The sequence below is a fragment of the Cohnella boryungensis genome, assembly GCF_042651945.1.
In the GTDB taxonomy this organism is placed as follows: Bacteria; Bacillota; Bacilli; order Paenibacillales; family Paenibacillaceae; genus Cohnella; species Cohnella boryungensis.
This window is the reverse complement of record NZ_JBHSED010000070.1, coordinates 143,464-159,314: the sequence shown is the minus strand read 5'-3', so window position 1 is coordinate 159,314 and position 15,851 is coordinate 143,464. Positions and strand designations below refer to the sequence as shown.

Here is a 15,851-nt window from a genome sequence, read left to right as displayed (position 1 = left end):
TAGGGCTCCTTCTTGGTGGTGTCGCAATCCCGAGGATACCCTACTTTTTTGTGTTCTGGTAAGACTCCAGATGTTGGTACACAGACTATTTTACGTCGCCTCCTCACCTGCTCCGTCTGGCCTTTAGTTCGACTTTGCAGCACTATTCTGCTCCTCACCTGCTCCGTTCTGGCCGCTAGTTCGACTTTGCAGCACTACTCTTCTCCTCACCTGCTCCGTCTGGCCTTTAGTTCGACTTTGCAGCACTACTCTGGCCTCACCTGCTCCGTCTGGTCGTTAGTTCGACTTTGCAGCACTACTCTTCTCCTCACCTGCTCCGTGCTGGCCGCTAGTTCGACTTTGCAGCACTACTCTGCGCCTCACCTGCTCCGTCTGGCCTTTAGTTCGACTTTGCAGCACTATTCTGCTCCTCACCTGCTCCGTGCTGGCCATTAGTTCCACTTTGCAGCACTATTCCTCTCCTCACCTGCTCCGTGCAAACTCTGACTCTGAGCAATTAATGTTTTCCGAACACATACTCGCTCGGGCCGAGTGCGGCCCCTTGACAAAATTAGCAAGAGTACTTAAGCTAAACTTATAAAAATGAGTGATTACTCACTTTTATAATGGGGAGGAGATAACCGTGACTCACAACAAAAGCATTTGCCTTGAGGTACGCGGCGTTAGCCGCAGCTTCGGCACGAAGGAAGTGCTGCGGAATATTACGTTGCAGGTCGGCCGTCATGAAATATTCGGCTTTCTCGGCCCTTCCGGCTCCGGCAAAACAACGCTGGTCAAAATGATTGCCGGCATTGATGAGGCGACAGCAGGGGAAATCGAATTGCTGGGGACGCGTTTGCCGCATTTGCCGATGATGGGCCGTATTGGGTATATGGCGCAATCCGATGCGCTATATACCGAGCTTTCCGCCAAGGAAAACCTGGAGTTTTTCGGCATGCTGTTCGGTCTCCGTGGAGAGAAGCTGTACAATCGAATGCGATATAGCATGGAATTGGTCGGATTATCCGAACATTTGAAGCAGCCGGTAGCCTCCTTCTCCGGCGGTATGAAACGCCGCTTGTCGCTGGCCATTGCGCTCCTGCATGAGCCGGAGGTGCTGATACTTGACGAGCCGACGGTTGGCATTGATCCGGTGCTGCGCCAGTCGATCTGGAGCGAGTTGCATGAGTTAAGCCGCCAAGGCACGACCATTATTGTCACCACACATGTCATGGATGAGGCGGACAAATGCCACAGGCTGGGCATGATCCGCGAAGGCCGCCTGATCGCAGCGGGCACCCCCGCCGACCTGAAAAGGGAGACGGGCAGCGCCACAATAGAAGAAGCATTTCTCTATTACGGAGGTGCGCGCCAATGAGAGTGAGAGCGCTGTTCATCCGCATTTTTCGGCAGTTTGCCCGCGACCGCAGGACGCTGGCTCTGCTCATCGCCGCTCCGCTGCTCGTCCTGTCGCTCATGTATCTCGTCTTCAACGGCGATACTTATCAACCCAAGCTCGGGACGGTCGAATTGCCTGAAGCCCTCGTGCAGCGATTCGCTGCCCAGGATGCCGAAGTGTTCGCCTATTCTACGCCCGAAGCTGCGGAAGCCGCCTTGCAGGCGCGCGACATCGACGCTTACCTTTCGCTTCGCGGCGGCTCCCCGGTCATTCGGCTGGAGGGCAGCGATCCTGCCAGAAACCGGGCGGTGATGCTTCTTGTATCGGAAACGCTGGCCTCGGCACCAAGTGACATGGCATTCACTTCACCGGATACTACTGTGAGTGCCGCTTCAGCTGCGCCTATAACGGAATATTTGCACGGCGGGGTCGGCATGACGACTTTTGACAGCTTGGGTCCCGTACTGATTGGCGTTTTTGCTTTCTTCTTCGTCTTCCTGATTGCCGGCGTCTCCTTCCTGAAGGAACGGACGAGCGGCACGCTGGAGCGCCTCCTTGCCACCCCGCTTAGGCGCTGGGAAATTGTGGCCGGCTATATTCTCGGCTTCGGCCTGTTCACCGGTATACAGGCTGTTCTTATCGCAGGTTACTCCATCCAGGTACTGGGGCTGATGCTGGCCGGATCCATCTGGTATGTACTGCTGATAACCCTTCTCTTATCTATAACAGCGTTAAGCTTCGGAACCTTTCTGTCCGCTTTTGCCAACACCGAATTTCAGATGATTCAGTTTATCCCGCTTGTCATCGTGCCGCAGGTGTTCTTTTCCGGCCTGTTTGACTTGGAGGCTATGTCGCCCTGGCTGCGCTGGCTCGCCTATCTCATGCCGCTCAAATACGGGGCGGATGCCATGCGCAGCGTGATGATTCGCGGCGAAGGCTGGAGCGCAATCCAATTCAATATTTACATTCTAATCGGGTTATCGCTTCTGTTCATGGCAGCCAATGTGCTGGCATTGCGCAAGCATCGAAAAATATAGTAATCTGTCAGGAACGAGGCAATGTCAGAGAGGGGGTCCCTTCATGCCTGATCAAAACGAGAAATGGGTAACCGAACTGCTGCGGCTGGCGGAAGGGGACGACGGCAAAAAAACCGAAAAACAAGTGCGCATTTTGGAGGCGGCAGTCGAAATTTTTTCCGAAAAGGGATTTGCCGCAGCTTCAACAAGCGAAATTGCCCAAAAAGCCGGGGTCGCAGAGGGAACGATATTCAGGCACTACAAAACAAAAAAAGATTTGCTGCTGTCGATTGCCGGACCGATAGCTACCAAGCTCGCGGCCCCCTTCATCATGAGGGAGTTTGCCGCCAAAGTGTTGGACATTCGCCATGAACGGGTCGAGGATTTGTTTCGGATGATTGCCAAAGATCGGCTGGCATTCGCTCGGAAGCATTACAAGCTGCTTCGCATTCTGATCCATGAAATCCCGTTTCATCCGGAGCTTATGGCACAGGTGCAGACATTATTCAAGGAAATCGTGTTCCAGCGCATGGAGAAAATCATTCTGCACTTCCAGGAGCAAGGGCAAATTATTGAAGCGCCGCCTTGGCGCGTGCTGCGGACCGCAGTAAGCCTGTTCGTCGGCATGGTCGTCACGCGATTGCTCATTTTGCCTGACGATCCCATTGACGAAGACGAGGAAATCGAGCGGACGATCGACCTGCTGATGCATGGCCTTTCCCCAAAGCCGCGGGTATAAATATTCCTCTCGGATCGCACAACAAAAAAACGGAGGCGCGGGAATCTCCCGCGTCTCCGTTTCTTCGTTAAACCAGAGCTTACCCGTCTCAGGCACAATAGCTGCATGCCAATACCGACGAAACCCCGCTTGTTACATCGCTTCCGAAGAATGCGACGTTTTGTTTTTCGCCAGCTTCAGGTAGCCGTAGACATTTTGCAACTCGCTGTTCTCCACGAAGCGCAGACGCATATTCTCCGCAGCATCGAGAATGTAAGGCCGCAACGCCGAAGCCCCGCCCCCCAGCACGTAGAAGCACTGAATGTCCGGGTACTTCTTCCAGCGCTTGCGAATAAGATCGACGATCTTCTGAGCCGCCCGACCGAAATAATTGTCGACGATCGAGCGTATATCCCCCTGTCCCTCTCCCACGCGCTGAATGCTGAAATCCTGCTTGCGAATTCGCTGAATGAGCTTCGCCCGGCTCGGGAAGCGATACCCGTACTGATCCTCGACCTCCCGAATAATCGAGTCCAAGTAAGACGCAAGGCCCAACTGCTCGCCTGTGCTGAACTGGTTGTCGATGCTCATCCGTTTGACAACGGGAAAGTCCGTCGTCAGCGCTCCCATCTCGCATATGCCGATACAGCCGTAGTATAGCTCCTCGTCCCTCACCTGCAGATTGTCGTGCGTAGCCATGTGGAACAACGCCGCCGCGCCCTCGATCGACACGATGGCCCTGCGAATGCTCACCCGCACCGTACGACCTTTCAGCTTCGGCGTGGACAGGAACGTAACCTCATGCTCGCCGACCAGCCTCTCCTCGAACGCCTGATGATAACGGGAGTAGGTCCGCACAGGCAACCCGGTTCCGATAATGTACTCCACCTGGTCGATCGTTTGGCCCGGATGGAGCGAATTCGCCACATTCATAATGCTGGCATAAGCAAGCGCGGTAAGGGCAACGATCAACGATTGGTCGCTTGTCGCCTTGTTGTCCGTTTCCTCCAGCTCCGCGTTGTCCTGATCCTCGGTAGCCAGCTGTCCGACGAAATACCGCTGGCCTTTCCTCTTCAGCTTAGGACTGTACACCATCACGTCCAGCGCCTTAAGCGGCGCGTCCTCTTCCTGCAAAATGTGCCGCTCGTATCCCGGAGACACAATATTCGGAATAATGACAGGCTCGTGCGATTCGTTTACGACCAGCTTTACGCTGTCGTTGCCAATATCGATTCCCGCTAACTTGATCATCATAGCCCTCCCGGTTTCTAACCATATCCGTTTTCTTGGTTTTTTTATTGGATTCGCCTCAGTTCGACAGATTCCTCCTTTATTTCCCTCTCTTGCGATCATTTTTTTGCGCAAAAAAAAGGAATATCGGACATTTAGGTCGAAATACCTTCCAACAGAAAATGATGGAAATCGAAGCAGGAGGAAAGTCATAAGTCATGAAATGGAGAAACAAAAAGTTCACTTTCATGGTCATCCCCGACGCGAACAGCACGGTCCGACGCTTCCAGCTCTCGGCCGTTCTTCTCGTTGCAGCCGCAGCCTTCCTCATCGTCCTGCTGGCCGCCAGCGTGACGATATTTCTCCTCTACCGGGCGAATGCCAGCCAGATCGGACAGCTCAAACAAGAATTGTCGTCCGCTTCCGGCGGATACGAGAAAGTTATAGAGGACAAGAACGAGCACATCAACGAGCTTCAGACCGACCTGGCCGACTTGTCCGAGCAAGCCAAGAGCATCAACAACCGAATGAAGGCGATCCGCAATCTGGAATCCCAGCTCAAAGAAATGGTCGGAATCGATGACTCCGACAGCGACTCCTCCACCCCCGCCAGCAAGCGGCCTGATGCAAGCTCCGGAGACGACAGCGAACAATTCGCGATGGACGGGGGGACGGGAGGAGAAGAGCTTCCGATAACCGAAGCGGAGATGGAGCTGCTCGTCGACCGGACGCGGGAAGCGTTTCTGTCGCTCGGAGAACAGATCGAATTCATGAAGCCCGAGCTTGAGATGACGAAGGAAGCCGTGGCGAAGCAACAGAAGCTGCTCGCAGTGACGCCGACGATCTGGCCTACCGATTCCAGAAGAATCACCTCGGCGTTCGGCATTCGCAAGGATCCCTTCACGCGCCGCGCCACGTATCATGCCGGCCTGGATATCGGCGGCAATACCGGCGATCCGATCTACGCCGCAGCTGACGGGGTTGTCCTGGAAGCCGGATACAGCACTTCCCATGGCAATAACGTCATGATCAGCCATACAAGCGCAGTTAAAACGCACTATTCCCATATGAGTAAAATCACCGCCACGGTCGGCTCGAAGGTTAGCAAGGGAGACGTTATCGGGGAGCTTGGCTCGACAGGACGCAGCACCGGCCCGCACCTTCATTACGAAGTTATACTTAAAGGCGAGAATGTCGATCCCCACCCCTATCTGAAGGCAACAAGAAGGAGCGAATAGCATGTTTAAATCCAAGAAAACGAAGTTCGATCCCAACATGACGGATACGCTGATCGGCGAAGGAACCGCGTTCGAAGGCCGCATCAAATCGGAGGCCGGGCTGCGCATAGAGGGTCAGATGGATGGCGACATCGATTGCGCGGGCGACGTGACCGTCGGCGAGAACGGAATTGCCCGTTCCCACATTAAAGCCCGCAACGTTGTCATTGCGGGCAAGGTCGTCGGCAACGTCGCGGCGTCGACCAAGCTCACCATCAAGGCGACGGGTCAGCTGCACGGCAATCTGTCGGCGCTGGAGCTTTCGATCGAGTCGGGCGGCGTTTTCCAAGGGACAAGCACGATGGATGCCCATGCGGCCAACGCCGATGCTGCTTCCTCCGAAGCCTCGAATGCGGGCGCCGCGGCATCTCCGGGTCCGAAGGATGCCCAAGCTGCGATCAAAGAGCCGGAATCCAAGCCCTTGTCTACGGAAGGCGACGCCGTTGCCGTTCTAAAAACATGGTAAGTTTGCTTAAGCTTCCGCTATTCGTGTATCATTCTTAAGTAGACAAACCGTACGGAAGGCGGACTGGAGTGACCGAAATGAATGAAGAATTAAAGAAGGCCTACGCTTTGCTCGGCTTAACCGAGGACGCGACTCGCGAACAGGTAGAAAACCGCTATTATATTTTGATGAAAAGGGCCCGGGCCGAGAAATCCCGCTCGGAAGCCGGGGAGGACGACGGCGAGCCGCTGGACCTCACGGAAATTAATCAGGCCTACAATCTCGTGCTCGGCATCGAGTCGGAGAAATCCAGCACCGTCGAGAAGCCGACGAAGCTCGGACACTTCTTCTACTACTACAAGTTTCATGTCATTATCGGCATCATCGTATTGCTTATTGCGGGTTACATGGTGAAAGAAGGCATCGACAAGAGACGGGAAGCCGCCAATACGCCCCCGGCCAATCTTAGCGTAAGTCTGTTCGGCAATTTTTATTTTGCCGACGTCGACTTGCTGGAGCAGAATATGCTCAAGCAAATCCCCGAGTGGCAGCGCATCGCCACGACGCTTGTCTTCAATCCTCCGGAGATCAAAAGCCAGCAGGACATGGCGCTGCAGCAGAAAAGCGTACTTATGCTGATGACCGAGAAAGACGAGCTATACGTGATGGATGCCAAAAACTTCGAAAGCCTTGCCTCGCAGGGCGCATTCGTCAAGCTGGAGGAATTCGCCGCCAAGACGGGGCTGCAGCTCCCTCAGGACAAGCTTCTCTTCGCCCGAACGGAAGAGGATCCCGCCGACGCGGCTTACGGCATCGACATTACCGGGAGCCTCGTATTCAGAGGAATTGAAACGTCCGGCGAGCGTCTGATCGTCAGCATTCGCGCATCCGAGGACAAGTGGGCGGACTCCCGTCTGCTGCTGGACAAGCTTATCCGGCCTTGAAGCGAGGCGCTGCTTGAAGGAAGGCTTCCGAATCGAATAAACGACAATGGCGACGAGGGAATAATTCTCCCCTCGTCGCCATTTTTTTCGATATGGCCTATTGCAGGCAGACCTTACGGCCGGAAAAGCCAGACGATCAGCAGAAGCTGGGCAACGACAATCGCAGGCATACCGATCACGAACGACGGATGCTTCGTCTTATGCCTCCATATTCTCATTCCCGCAACCGCGCCTATCGAGCCTCCGATCAAAGCCCAGAGAAACAGCGTTCTTTCGGGCACTCTTCTCCCGCGCTTCCTTGCCTGCGCTTTGTCGTGACCCATTAAATACAGCGATACGGCGTTCGCAATAAGCAAATAACCAATAAGAACGTACATCCCGATTTCCCTCCGTCTTCGTTCTCCTCCGCCGACTACGCTTGGGAGAAGCGATGGGGAGAATGCCTTCGCGGGCTTTCGATTTTTTTGCCTCCGGCCAGGCGAATCCATGTCTCGAAGCCGGGCTTCCCTTCCCGGAGCCGAATGATCCTTGCTCCTCTCGGAAAGCGCCATCTCCCGTAAGTATTGTATCCGGTAGCCCTGCCGTAGCAGAGCTGGATGCCATACAGATTACCGGTGTAATCGTTAATGTGGTCGTGCCCGCAGAAGACGCCTTGAACGCCTCCCGTCTCCACCATCGCAGCGAGCATCCCCGTATTCAGCAGCGGAGCCTGAACCTTCTCGTAGCGCCGGCCGTCGCATGGCTGCGTATTCCACACGTCCCGATATTCGGGAAGCGGAATGTGCTGGAACACAAGCGACGGAACGGGCTTCCCTCCGTTGCTCTCCTGCAGCAGGCGAGCCTGCTCCCGGTACCATTCGATCTGGCTAGGCCTTAACCAATCGTACCCTGGAACCTCGGGCAATTGCGTATAGGTTCCGCTATCCAGAAAATACAGAGCCCTCGCCCCGTCATGGACAGATTCGACCCGAACGACGAAGTTGCCGATGCCTGCGAGGCTCGCGGGTCCCGCTTCGGCAATCGTGCCCGCATGCTCCAGCTGCACGCCCATGAGCTGCTCCCTGGAAGCGTCGCCTTCATCGTCATGATTGCCGAACACCGCCGCCCAAGGGATGCCGCTGCGCTCGGCCGCGGCTACCGCCTGCCGGTAAGAGCTGCGCGCGTCCGTACAGTGCGCGCCGTCGATAACATCCCCCGTCAGCACGATCAAATCCGGCTGCTCCTGCGCCAGCACGCTCTCCATCAGCTTCCCGGTCCGTCTGTCCTTCTCATCCCCGTTTTTCCAATGAAGATCGGTAAACTGCACGATGGTGAACGTCCCGTCGGGGCGGAACCTCAAGCTGTGATTCACTTCAATCCCTCGCTATCGCATGTCTACTCTCTTAACGCGTCGTATAGTTTGCTGGACATCGAGGTTCCCGCGCCGGCCTGAGAGGCCTTCCTTGCCCGCTGCAGCTCGTCCTTCAACCGCTGATTGTCGGCCCTCAGCTTCTCCAGCTCTCCGGGCTCCTCGGCTGGCTCCTCGGCAGGCTCTCCGAACGATTGCCCATTGGCGTAGTAGCTCTCCTTCTCGTAGCAGCGGAAGGCGATCTCGACTTCCTCCACGCCCGTCGACCGGATATGATGATCGATGCGCGCCGCCGCGCGGTCGCGGACCTCTCTTCCCCGATCGAACCAATTGACCTCGACGAACGGATAAGAGGGCACGAACTCTCCCGCGTATACAGCCGTTGTGTGCAAGCATTCCAGCAAAATGTAATCCTCCGGGCATTGGCAGACGTCGGCCAGGTCCCGGACAAGAGGCGCGCTAATCCCGCGGATCCGCTCCGGCGAGACGCCCCTAATGAGCAAATGCGGCATCGTTAGTGCACTCCTTCATTCCGTCGCTCCCTCGGCGACGAATTATTCGACGAACAGCTCTTGCAAATAGGAAGTAAGAAAAACACCGTCCGGATCCAGCCTCCGTCGCATTTCATGAAACGGATTCCACATCGGATAGGCGGCTCGAAGCTCGCGAGCCTTCAAAGTATGGAGCTTGCCCCAATGCGGGCGGCCGCCGTATTGCAGGAAGATGCGTTCCATATCCGCGAAGTACCGCTCGAAGGGCATGCCCCGGTACATGTGAACCGCAATATAGGCGGAATCTCTTCCGTAAGCCGGGCTTAACCAGATTTGATCGCCTTTGGCGAACCGGCATTCAATCGGAAAGTGGACCCGGTAGCCCTCGCTTGCCATCCTCTCTCTCATCTCGCGGATGACGGGCTCCATAGCTTCGATCGGTAGATTGTACTCCATTTCGTTAAATCGGACAAGTCGTTTGGTCGCGTATACCCGATGGCTGTAGTCCACCTTGCTGGAGGTCGGGACCGCGGCGGCGCATAGCCTGCTCACCGAAGGGCTGATCCGCGGGAGCCGTCTGCACAGCGCGGACAGCGCTCCGAATACGGCATTTTCCAGTACGACCTCGCTTACATAGCCCCCGAGCTTGTTCGGGGTAACCGGTTCCGCGGTTTCGTTCAGCATCTTCAGCTGGCACGGCTCCGCATAAGGAAACCAGTAAAATTCGAAATTCCGATGGCCCCGAGCCAGACTGTCCAATTGCTCCAGGCAGGAGGACAGCGGAACCCGAGAGCTGTCGTAGCGAAGCTTGTAAGCGGGCCGAACGCGCAAGGTGACCTGAACGATGATGCCCAGCGAACCCAGCGAAATCTGCAGCGCCTTGAACAGCTCCGGCTGCGCCTTCTCCGTCACATCCACCACTTCTCCGGTCCCGGTCACGATTGTCATGCCAATGACCTGCGTCGAAATATTGCCGAAGGCCACACCCGTACCGTGCGTCCCCGTGCTGATTGCGCCCGCAATCGACTGAACGTCGATATCGCCGAGATTTTCCTGCGCCAGCCCTTCCGAATGCAGCAGCTCGCCGAGTATTCTCAGCTTCGTTCCCGCCCACACCGTAACCGTGCAAGCCTCGTGATCGACATGCAGCACCCCTTGCATCCGGTCGAGCGACAGCAAGACGTTATTCGACGCGGCAATCGCCGTGAACGAGTGGCCCGAGCCGACTACGCGCAGCTTCAGGCCCTCCTCGCGGCACCGCTTGACGATTCCCGCAACCTCGTCGATATGGAGAGGATAGATGACCGTTTCCGGCGTCGCGGTGACGACGCCGGACCAATTGCGCCATTTTCGTCCGCTCTTGATCATAAGAAGCTTTCCCCCATGCCCCTGTAGGTTGAAAATTCATCTACGATAGCTCCGCCCGAGATGACGTAGAGGCGATCGAATCTCTCGCACAGCTCGCCGGCTTTGGCGTGACGGAAAAATACCGGATCGCCCAGGGCAAGCTGCGAACGGCAGCCGCGAAGCGACAAGGGCGTCTGCACCTCGCCCGCCCCTTCCAGAGGGAAGAGCTTGAGCCCCTCCGGCAGGAAGGGCTGCGGGAGCTTGGAGCGATCCGCAGCCCCCGAGGCCGTATAACCCCCGCCCAAACACGTCGCAATATCCCGGCGCGGCCGTCTGACGATCTCGACCGCGAAGCCCGCAGCCGGCTCGTAACGGAAATCCCGATAGCAATCGAACAGGCACGGGGAATAGAAGCCCGAACCGGCGGTCAGCTCCGTGACGCAGGACTCTTCCCGCGAGCTTGCGAAGCTGCCGGTTCCTCCCGCATTGACGAATCTCGGCGTCAATCCTAGCGCATGGAGGCCGGAGACGGCTTCCGCCCTCCGTCTGGCGATCTCGGGAATCGAACGCCGTTTCAGCAGGCGCACGATGCGGTTTTTCAGCGCCGCGCGCGGAGCCAGGTCGCCCACTCCCGCAATCTGCGCTTCGTAGCCCATCACTCCGTCCAGAAGCACCCATTCGGATCGGGCAATTCGCTCGGCCACCGGGCGCGCCTGCTCCCATCCGCTCAGCGGCGAGCGCCAGACGCCGAAGCGCAAGCCGGGATAGTCGGAGGACATGTCGATATCGAGACACAGCGGAATGCGAACGCCCGATTGGCGTCCGATCCGCTCCAGCTGCTCGACATGCTCGATACAATCCGCCATGAAGGTAATTCGTCGGCCTTCGCCGATTAGCCGGGCCAGCCGTTCGATTCCCTTCGGCTCCCAGGTCGGATAACCCAGCAGCAGATCGTCGAAGCCGTGGCCGGCCAGGAATGCCGCCTCTGCCGCCGTATAGCACATGATCCCTTGAAACCTCGGGTCCGAGTCGAGAATATGCCGCAGCACCTCGAGCGAACGAATCGACTTGCTGGCGATTCGAATCTTCTTCGTTCCGGCCGCTTGGGCGATCGCGCGAATATTGAGATCCAGCAGATCCCGGTCCACATATGCGAACGGCATCGGAATGTCGGCAAAAGCCTTCTTATAGATATCGTAGTCGGGAGTCAGGAATATCGCCCTCTCGTTCGGTTATCGAAGCAGCTTGCGAATGACGCTTAACCACCCGGATTTGGGGTAACGGAAAGGAAAATCGATAAGACTCGTTTGCTTAAGAATGCTTTTATAATGGGAAAACGCTTTAAATCCGAATTCTCCGTGATAGCTGCCGATCCCGCTCGGCCCCACGCCGCCGAACGGCAGGCGGGACGTGCCCACGTGCATGAGCGTGTCGTTGATGCAGCCGCCTCCGAACGGCACCTCCTGAATGATGCGCCGCTGGAACGCCGAGCTCTCCGAGAAAATATACAAAGCCAGCGGCTTCGGATTCTCGCGGATGATCGCTAGCAGCTCCTCCGTCGTCTCGTATTCGATCACGGGCAGAATCGGTCCGAAGATTTCGTCGCGCATGACCTTGGAGTCGAGCGCAACCCCCTCCAGCAGCGTTGGCGAAATTTTCAGCTTCGCTTCGTCCGTCTGACCGCCATAGACGATGCGTCCGTCCTCCAGGTAGCCGATCAGCCGGCGATAATGGCGCTCGTTCACGATTCGTCCGTAATCCTCGTCCCGAATCGGCTCCTTGCCGTAGAAGGCTTCCACCGCACGGACGATTTCCTGAAGCAGCCGCGGCTTGATCTCCTTGTGCACGAGCAGATAATCGGGTGCGACGCAGGTTTGCCCGGCATTCGTCAGCTTGCCGAAGACGAGCCTCTTGGCGGCCAGCGCAATGCCGGCATCCTTATGCACGATACAAGGGCTCTTGCCGCCCAGCTCCAGCGTAACCGGGATCAGCTGCTTCGCCGCCGCTTCCATAACAATTCGGCCCACTGCCGGACTGCCGGTAAAAAAGAGGTGATCGAACGGCTGCTTCAGCAGCTCCGTGCTGACGCTTGCCTCTCCCTCGACGACCGTCACGTACTCCGGCGGGAACGTCTCGCGGATCATCTCGGCCAGCGCACGAGTCGTGGCCGTCGCCAGCTCAGAGGGCTTCATCACGACCGTATTGCCCGCAGCGATAGCCGACACAACCGGCACCAGCATCAGATTAACCGGATAATTCCAAGGTCCTATCACGAGCGTCGTTCCATACGGCTCCGGCACGATGCGACTGCTCGCCCCGAGGTGAGTCATCGGCGTAGGGGCTCTCTTTGGCTTGGCCCAGCGCCGCACACGGCGCAAAGCGGAGCTAAGCTCCTCCAGGACGATGCCGATCTCCGTCGTGTACGCCTCCAGCTCGGACTTGTTCAAGTCCTGCTTCAGCGCTTCCATCAGCATCGGCTCAAACCGCTTCACCGCGCCGCGCAGCCGACTCAGCTGCTCCCGGCGAAACTCGACGCTGCGGGTTTGCCCCGTCAAATAATATCGCTTCTGCTTTATGACGATAGATTCTATGTATTCTGCAAGAGGCAGTGATGTCTTCGCGGTATCGTTCAAGACGGACACTCCTTCGTCGGCAGTATGCCGCTTCGGTTTTCATTATGATTATCTAGGTAAATAGACCCTGATGTAAAGAGTTTTCTGACAACTTCATCTTGCGGAATCGGTTTCGGATACGCTATGATCTTGATAGCAACGAAAGGAGCAATCACATGGGAAAATCGATATCCAAGAAGCTGCGGCATAAAGCCGCAATGGCCGGAAAGCCCGAGCCGGGGATCGACCGGATCCGCTGGCACCGAAAGCCGCAAACGCAAGTCGTTCTGAACAAGAAAGCCGAACAGCGCCGCACGCAATGCCGCCGAACCAAGGGCAGCCGCGTGGGCGCTGATTTTTTTTGCGCGTTCCTGAGCGCAGCGCAGTCCGCCCCTCCCTGCGGTGCCTGCCGGGACGCGCCTTCGCCTTCTTTGGCCGCTCCGCTTATCCGAACGCGGCCGTTCATCCCTCGGGGCTGTACCTTCTGCGCGCCATCCGCTCCAGCAGACTCACGAAGCCGTACAGGATCGCGGAGAGCAGCGCCAGCATCGTAATGCTGACCATGACCAGCGTCATCTGGAACACCTGACCGCCGTAAATGATCAAATATCCGAGACCGGCCTTGGAGGACAGGAATTCGCCCATGACGACGCCGACAAGCGTCAGCCCTACGTTCACCTTTAAGGTAGCGATAAAGTGCGGAATGCTGGCCGGCAGCAGCACCATTCGGAGCATCTGCGACCGCGTCGCTCCGAAGGATTCCATCAGCTTCAGCTTTGTTTTGCTGATTTCCCGAAAGCCGCTCTCCACCATAATAATCGTCACAATGATGGAGATGGCCACGGCCATTCCGTAGATGGAGTACCGATCCCCCAGCCAAATGTAAAAGATCGGCCCCAGCGCGACTTTGGGCAGCGCGTTCAACACGACAATATAAGGCTCCAGTACCTTCGAGACAAAGCTCGACCACCAGAACAGCACGGCTATGGAGGTTCCCAGGGTCATCGAAATGACGATCCCCGCCAACGTCTCCAGACTGGTAATGCCGACATGCTTGAACAAATTCCCGTCCACAACCAGCTCGCGAAAGGATGTCACGATCTGGGAGGGCTTGCTCGTCAGCATGGAATCGATCCAGCCCCAGCGGGCGGCCAGCTCCCACAGAAGCAGAAACGCGGCCAGCACGGACAGCCTCGCCCACGAGACGAGCCGGCGCTTGCGCTTCTCGACGGAGAGGTATCGGTCATAAAGCGGAGTCGCCATGAGCCTCCAGCTCCTTCCAGATCGCGTTAAAGTAACCGTTGTACTGTCCAGATTCCCTCTTCCGCCAGGGGGACAGGTTCTCCCCCTCCTCGAATCGAATGTCGTGAACCGCCGATATCGTGCTTGGCCGCTTCGACATGACCATCACCCGGTCGGCCATGCCGATCGCTTCCGACAGATCGTGCGTCACGAGCACCGCCGTCTTTCCCTGCTCCTTAATGATGCGGAACACTTCGTCCGCCAGCTTCAGCCGCGTCTGGTAATCCAAGGCGGAGAACGGCTCGTCAAGCAGCAGAATATCCGGCTCGGCCACGAGCGTGCGAATAAGGGCGACTCTCTGGCGCATGCCCCCGGACAACTGCGACGGGCCGTGCCGGGCGAAATCTCCCAGCCCGTAGCGCTCCAGCAGCTCCAGCGCCTTTCGCTTCGCCGCCGACCGATCCATTCGTCGAATTTCCGCGCCCACAAGCAGATTGCTCAGAACGTCCCGCCATTCGAACAAATGGTCATGCTGAAGCATATAAGCCACCTTGGGAGAGGGGCCCGACACCTCGATCCCATCGATCCGAACGCTGCCCTTCGTCGGCTTCAGCATGCCGGAGACGAGCGAGAGCAGCGTGCTTTTGCCGCAGCCGCTCGGGCCGACGATGCTGATGAACTCTCCGCGGCGGATCGACAGATTCACTTGGCGGATCGCCTCGGTTTCCTGCTTGGGCGTAAAATAGCTTAATCCGACCTCTTCCAGCTCGATCTGCGCCATACGGTTATTCGTCCGCGTTTCCGATTTGACGCACGAAGCTCATATCGACTACATCGTCCATATTCGCAATTCGTTCCTCCGCCTTCAACACGCCGTTCTCGATCAGCACGTTTTGCAAGGTATCGAATTGCTCCCGGGTCAATTCGGGATTCGTCGGCCAGGTATCCTGGCTCTTATAGCGCTCGACGGATTGCAGAATAAGCTCCTTCGACGTGCCCTCGAAGAAAGGGGCAAGCGCCGTCGCAATCTCTTCGTCCGATGCCGCGTTCAGCCACTTTGCCCCTTGAGCCACCGCATTCACGAACCTCTGGATAACCTCCGGGTTTTTCTTGATATAGTCGGAGGTCGCTACATAGGACGTTTCCGGGAACGGTCCGAACGCTTCTCCGAGCGATGCGGCATAATAAGCTTTGCCCTCCCGTACGAGCGTAGAGGCGATCGGCTCGAACAGCTGGATGAAATCTCCCTGCCCGCTTGTGAACGCGCCCGCCATCGCCGGCGAAGCGATGTTCGTAATTACGTTGACGTCCTTGACGCCTTCCTTGATCAGCGTCGAGTTCATCACCATCTGAGGCGCGCTGCCCGGCCTCCAGCCGATCACCGTCTTGCCTTCCAGGTCGCTCCACTTAAAGTCGTCAAGCTTCTCGCGGGACAGCAGGAACGAGCCGTCCTTTGCCGTAAGCTGGTGAAATACCTTAAGCGTCTTTTCCCCTTTCTGGTTATGAATGTAGATTGTCGTTTCCGGACCGCCCATCGAGATGTCCGCCGTTCCGGCCAGGAGGGCCGCGGCTCCTTTGTCCGAGCCCTGCGCCGTATTCATGTCAACGTCCAGCCCTTCGTCCTTGAAGAAGCCTTGCGACATGGCGACATAGTGCGGCGCATAGAAAATCGAGCGAATCACCTCGGAAAACTTGACCTTGGTCAGCTCACCGGACTTGCCGTCCTTGCCGCAGCCCGTCACGATCAACAGGGCAAGCGCGGCAACGAGAACCGGCGCGGCGTATTTTCTCCTTCTGTTCATT

At 57.1% G+C, this 15,851-nt stretch carries 17 protein-coding genes; 6 read left to right on the top strand and 11 right to left on the bottom strand.

Going from position 1 to position 15,851, the window contains the following annotated elements; translation table 11 throughout:
* The first annotated feature begins 616 nt into the window (after positions 1–616).
* The 3 genes from ACFO1S_RS26740 to ACFO1S_RS26730 are packed head-to-tail and all read left to right on the top strand — an operon-like array spanning position 617 to position 3,133.
* A complete protein-coding gene (locus ACFO1S_RS26740) occupies positions 617–1,357 on the top strand; it encodes an ABC transporter ATP-binding protein (RefSeq protein ID WP_378127897.1) in 741 nt (246 codons plus the stop codon).
* The gene (locus tag ACFO1S_RS26735) at positions 1,354–2,415 is read left to right on the top strand and encodes an ABC transporter permease (RefSeq protein WP_204604222.1); all 1,062 of its coding nucleotides are present in this window, start codon (positions 1,354–1,356) and stop codon (positions 2,413–2,415) included. Before ACFO1S_RS26740 ends, ACFO1S_RS26735 begins: the two co-directional genes overlap by 4 nt.
* 43 nt (positions 2,416–2,458) lie before the next feature.
* Positions 2,459–3,133 (top strand): TetR/AcrR family transcriptional regulator, encoded by a 675-nt coding sequence (locus tag ACFO1S_RS26730; protein WP_204604221.1) that lies wholly within the window; start codon positions 2,459–2,461, stop codon positions 3,131–3,133.
* Positions 3,134–3,265: 132 nt separating this feature from the next.
* Here the strand turns inward: ACFO1S_RS26730 and ACFO1S_RS26725 are convergent, their stop codons facing one another.
* Complete coding sequence (locus ACFO1S_RS26725) at positions 3,266–4,366, bottom strand: ParM/StbA family protein (RefSeq protein ID WP_378127887.1); 1,101 nt, start codon at positions 4,364–4,366, stop codon at positions 3,266–3,268.
* Positions 4,367–4,560: 194 nt separating this feature from the next.
* Between ACFO1S_RS26725 and ACFO1S_RS26720 the strand changes: the two genes are divergently transcribed.
* From ACFO1S_RS26720 to ACFO1S_RS26710, 3 genes are all read left to right on the top strand, one after another.
* A complete protein-coding gene (locus ACFO1S_RS26720; RefSeq protein WP_204604220.1) occupies positions 4,561–5,580 on the top strand; it encodes a peptidoglycan DD-metalloendopeptidase family protein in 1,020 nt (339 codons plus the stop codon).
* A gap of 1 nt (position 5,581) precedes the next feature.
* Positions 5,582–6,085 (top strand): bactofilin family protein, encoded by a 504-nt coding sequence (locus ACFO1S_RS26715; protein WP_204604219.1) that lies wholly within the window; start codon positions 5,582–5,584, stop codon positions 6,083–6,085.
* Between the two features lie 77 nt (positions 6,086–6,162).
* A complete protein-coding gene (locus tag ACFO1S_RS26710; RefSeq protein WP_204604218.1) occupies positions 6,163–7,008 on the top strand; it encodes a hypothetical protein in 846 nt (281 codons plus the stop codon).
* 113 nt (positions 7,009–7,121) lie between these two features.
* On the opposite strand, the gene ACFO1S_RS26705 is transcribed toward ACFO1S_RS26710, so the two are convergent.
* The 10 genes from ACFO1S_RS26705 to ACFO1S_RS26660 all read right to left on the bottom strand — a co-directional run bounded on the left by ACFO1S_RS26705 (position 7,122) and on the right by ACFO1S_RS26660 (position 15,850).
* A complete protein-coding gene (locus ACFO1S_RS26705) occupies positions 7,122–7,385 on the bottom strand; it encodes a DUF1294 domain-containing protein (RefSeq protein ID WP_204604217.1) in 264 nt (87 codons plus the stop codon).
* A gap of 35 nt (positions 7,386–7,420) precedes the next feature.
* A complete protein-coding gene (locus ACFO1S_RS26700) occupies positions 7,421–8,359 on the bottom strand; it encodes a metallophosphoesterase family protein (RefSeq protein ID WP_204604216.1) in 939 nt (312 codons plus the stop codon).
* Positions 8,360–8,382: 23 nt separating this feature from the next.
* Positions 8,383–8,868 (bottom strand): DUF1904 family protein, encoded by a 486-nt coding sequence (locus tag ACFO1S_RS26695; RefSeq protein WP_204604215.1) that lies wholly within the window; start codon positions 8,866–8,868, stop codon positions 8,383–8,385.
* Between the two features lie 42 nt (positions 8,869–8,910).
* Positions 8,911–10,215 carry a D-arabinono-1,4-lactone oxidase gene (locus ACFO1S_RS26690; RefSeq protein WP_204604214.1) on the bottom strand — a complete coding sequence of 435 codons (1,305 nt, stop codon included), beginning with the start codon at positions 10,213–10,215 and terminating at the stop codon, positions 8,911–8,913.
* Positions 10,212–11,357, bottom strand: a complete 1,146-nt coding sequence (locus tag ACFO1S_RS26685; protein ID WP_204604213.1) for an amino acid deaminase/aldolase — start codon at positions 11,355–11,357, stop codon at positions 10,212–10,214. Before ACFO1S_RS26685 ends, ACFO1S_RS26690 begins: the two co-directional genes overlap by 4 nt.
* Before the next feature lie 69 nt (positions 11,358–11,426).
* Positions 11,427–12,827 (bottom strand): aldehyde dehydrogenase, encoded by a 1,401-nt coding sequence (locus ACFO1S_RS26680; RefSeq protein ID WP_378127886.1) that lies wholly within the window; start codon positions 12,825–12,827, stop codon positions 11,427–11,429.
* A complete protein-coding gene (locus tag ACFO1S_RS26675) occupies positions 12,824–13,126 on the bottom strand; it encodes a hypothetical protein (RefSeq protein ID WP_204604212.1) in 303 nt (100 codons plus the stop codon). Before ACFO1S_RS26675 ends, ACFO1S_RS26680 begins: the two co-directional genes overlap by 4 nt.
* A gap of 142 nt (positions 13,127–13,268) precedes the next feature.
* On the bottom strand, positions 13,269–14,069 hold the full coding sequence (locus ACFO1S_RS26670) for an ABC transporter permease (RefSeq protein ID WP_204604211.1): 801 nt from the start codon (positions 14,067–14,069) through the stop codon (positions 13,269–13,271).
* Positions 14,050–14,829, bottom strand: coding sequence for an ABC transporter ATP-binding protein (locus ACFO1S_RS26665; RefSeq protein WP_204604210.1), 780 nt, complete (start codon positions 14,827–14,829; stop codon positions 14,050–14,052). The genes ACFO1S_RS26670 and ACFO1S_RS26665 overlap by 20 nt, the downstream gene beginning before the upstream one ends.
* Positions 14,830–14,833: 4 nt before the next feature.
* Positions 14,834–15,850, bottom strand: coding sequence for an ABC transporter substrate-binding protein (locus ACFO1S_RS26660; protein WP_378127883.1), 1,017 nt, complete (start codon positions 15,848–15,850; stop codon positions 14,834–14,836).
* Position 15,851 lies beyond the last annotated feature (1 nt).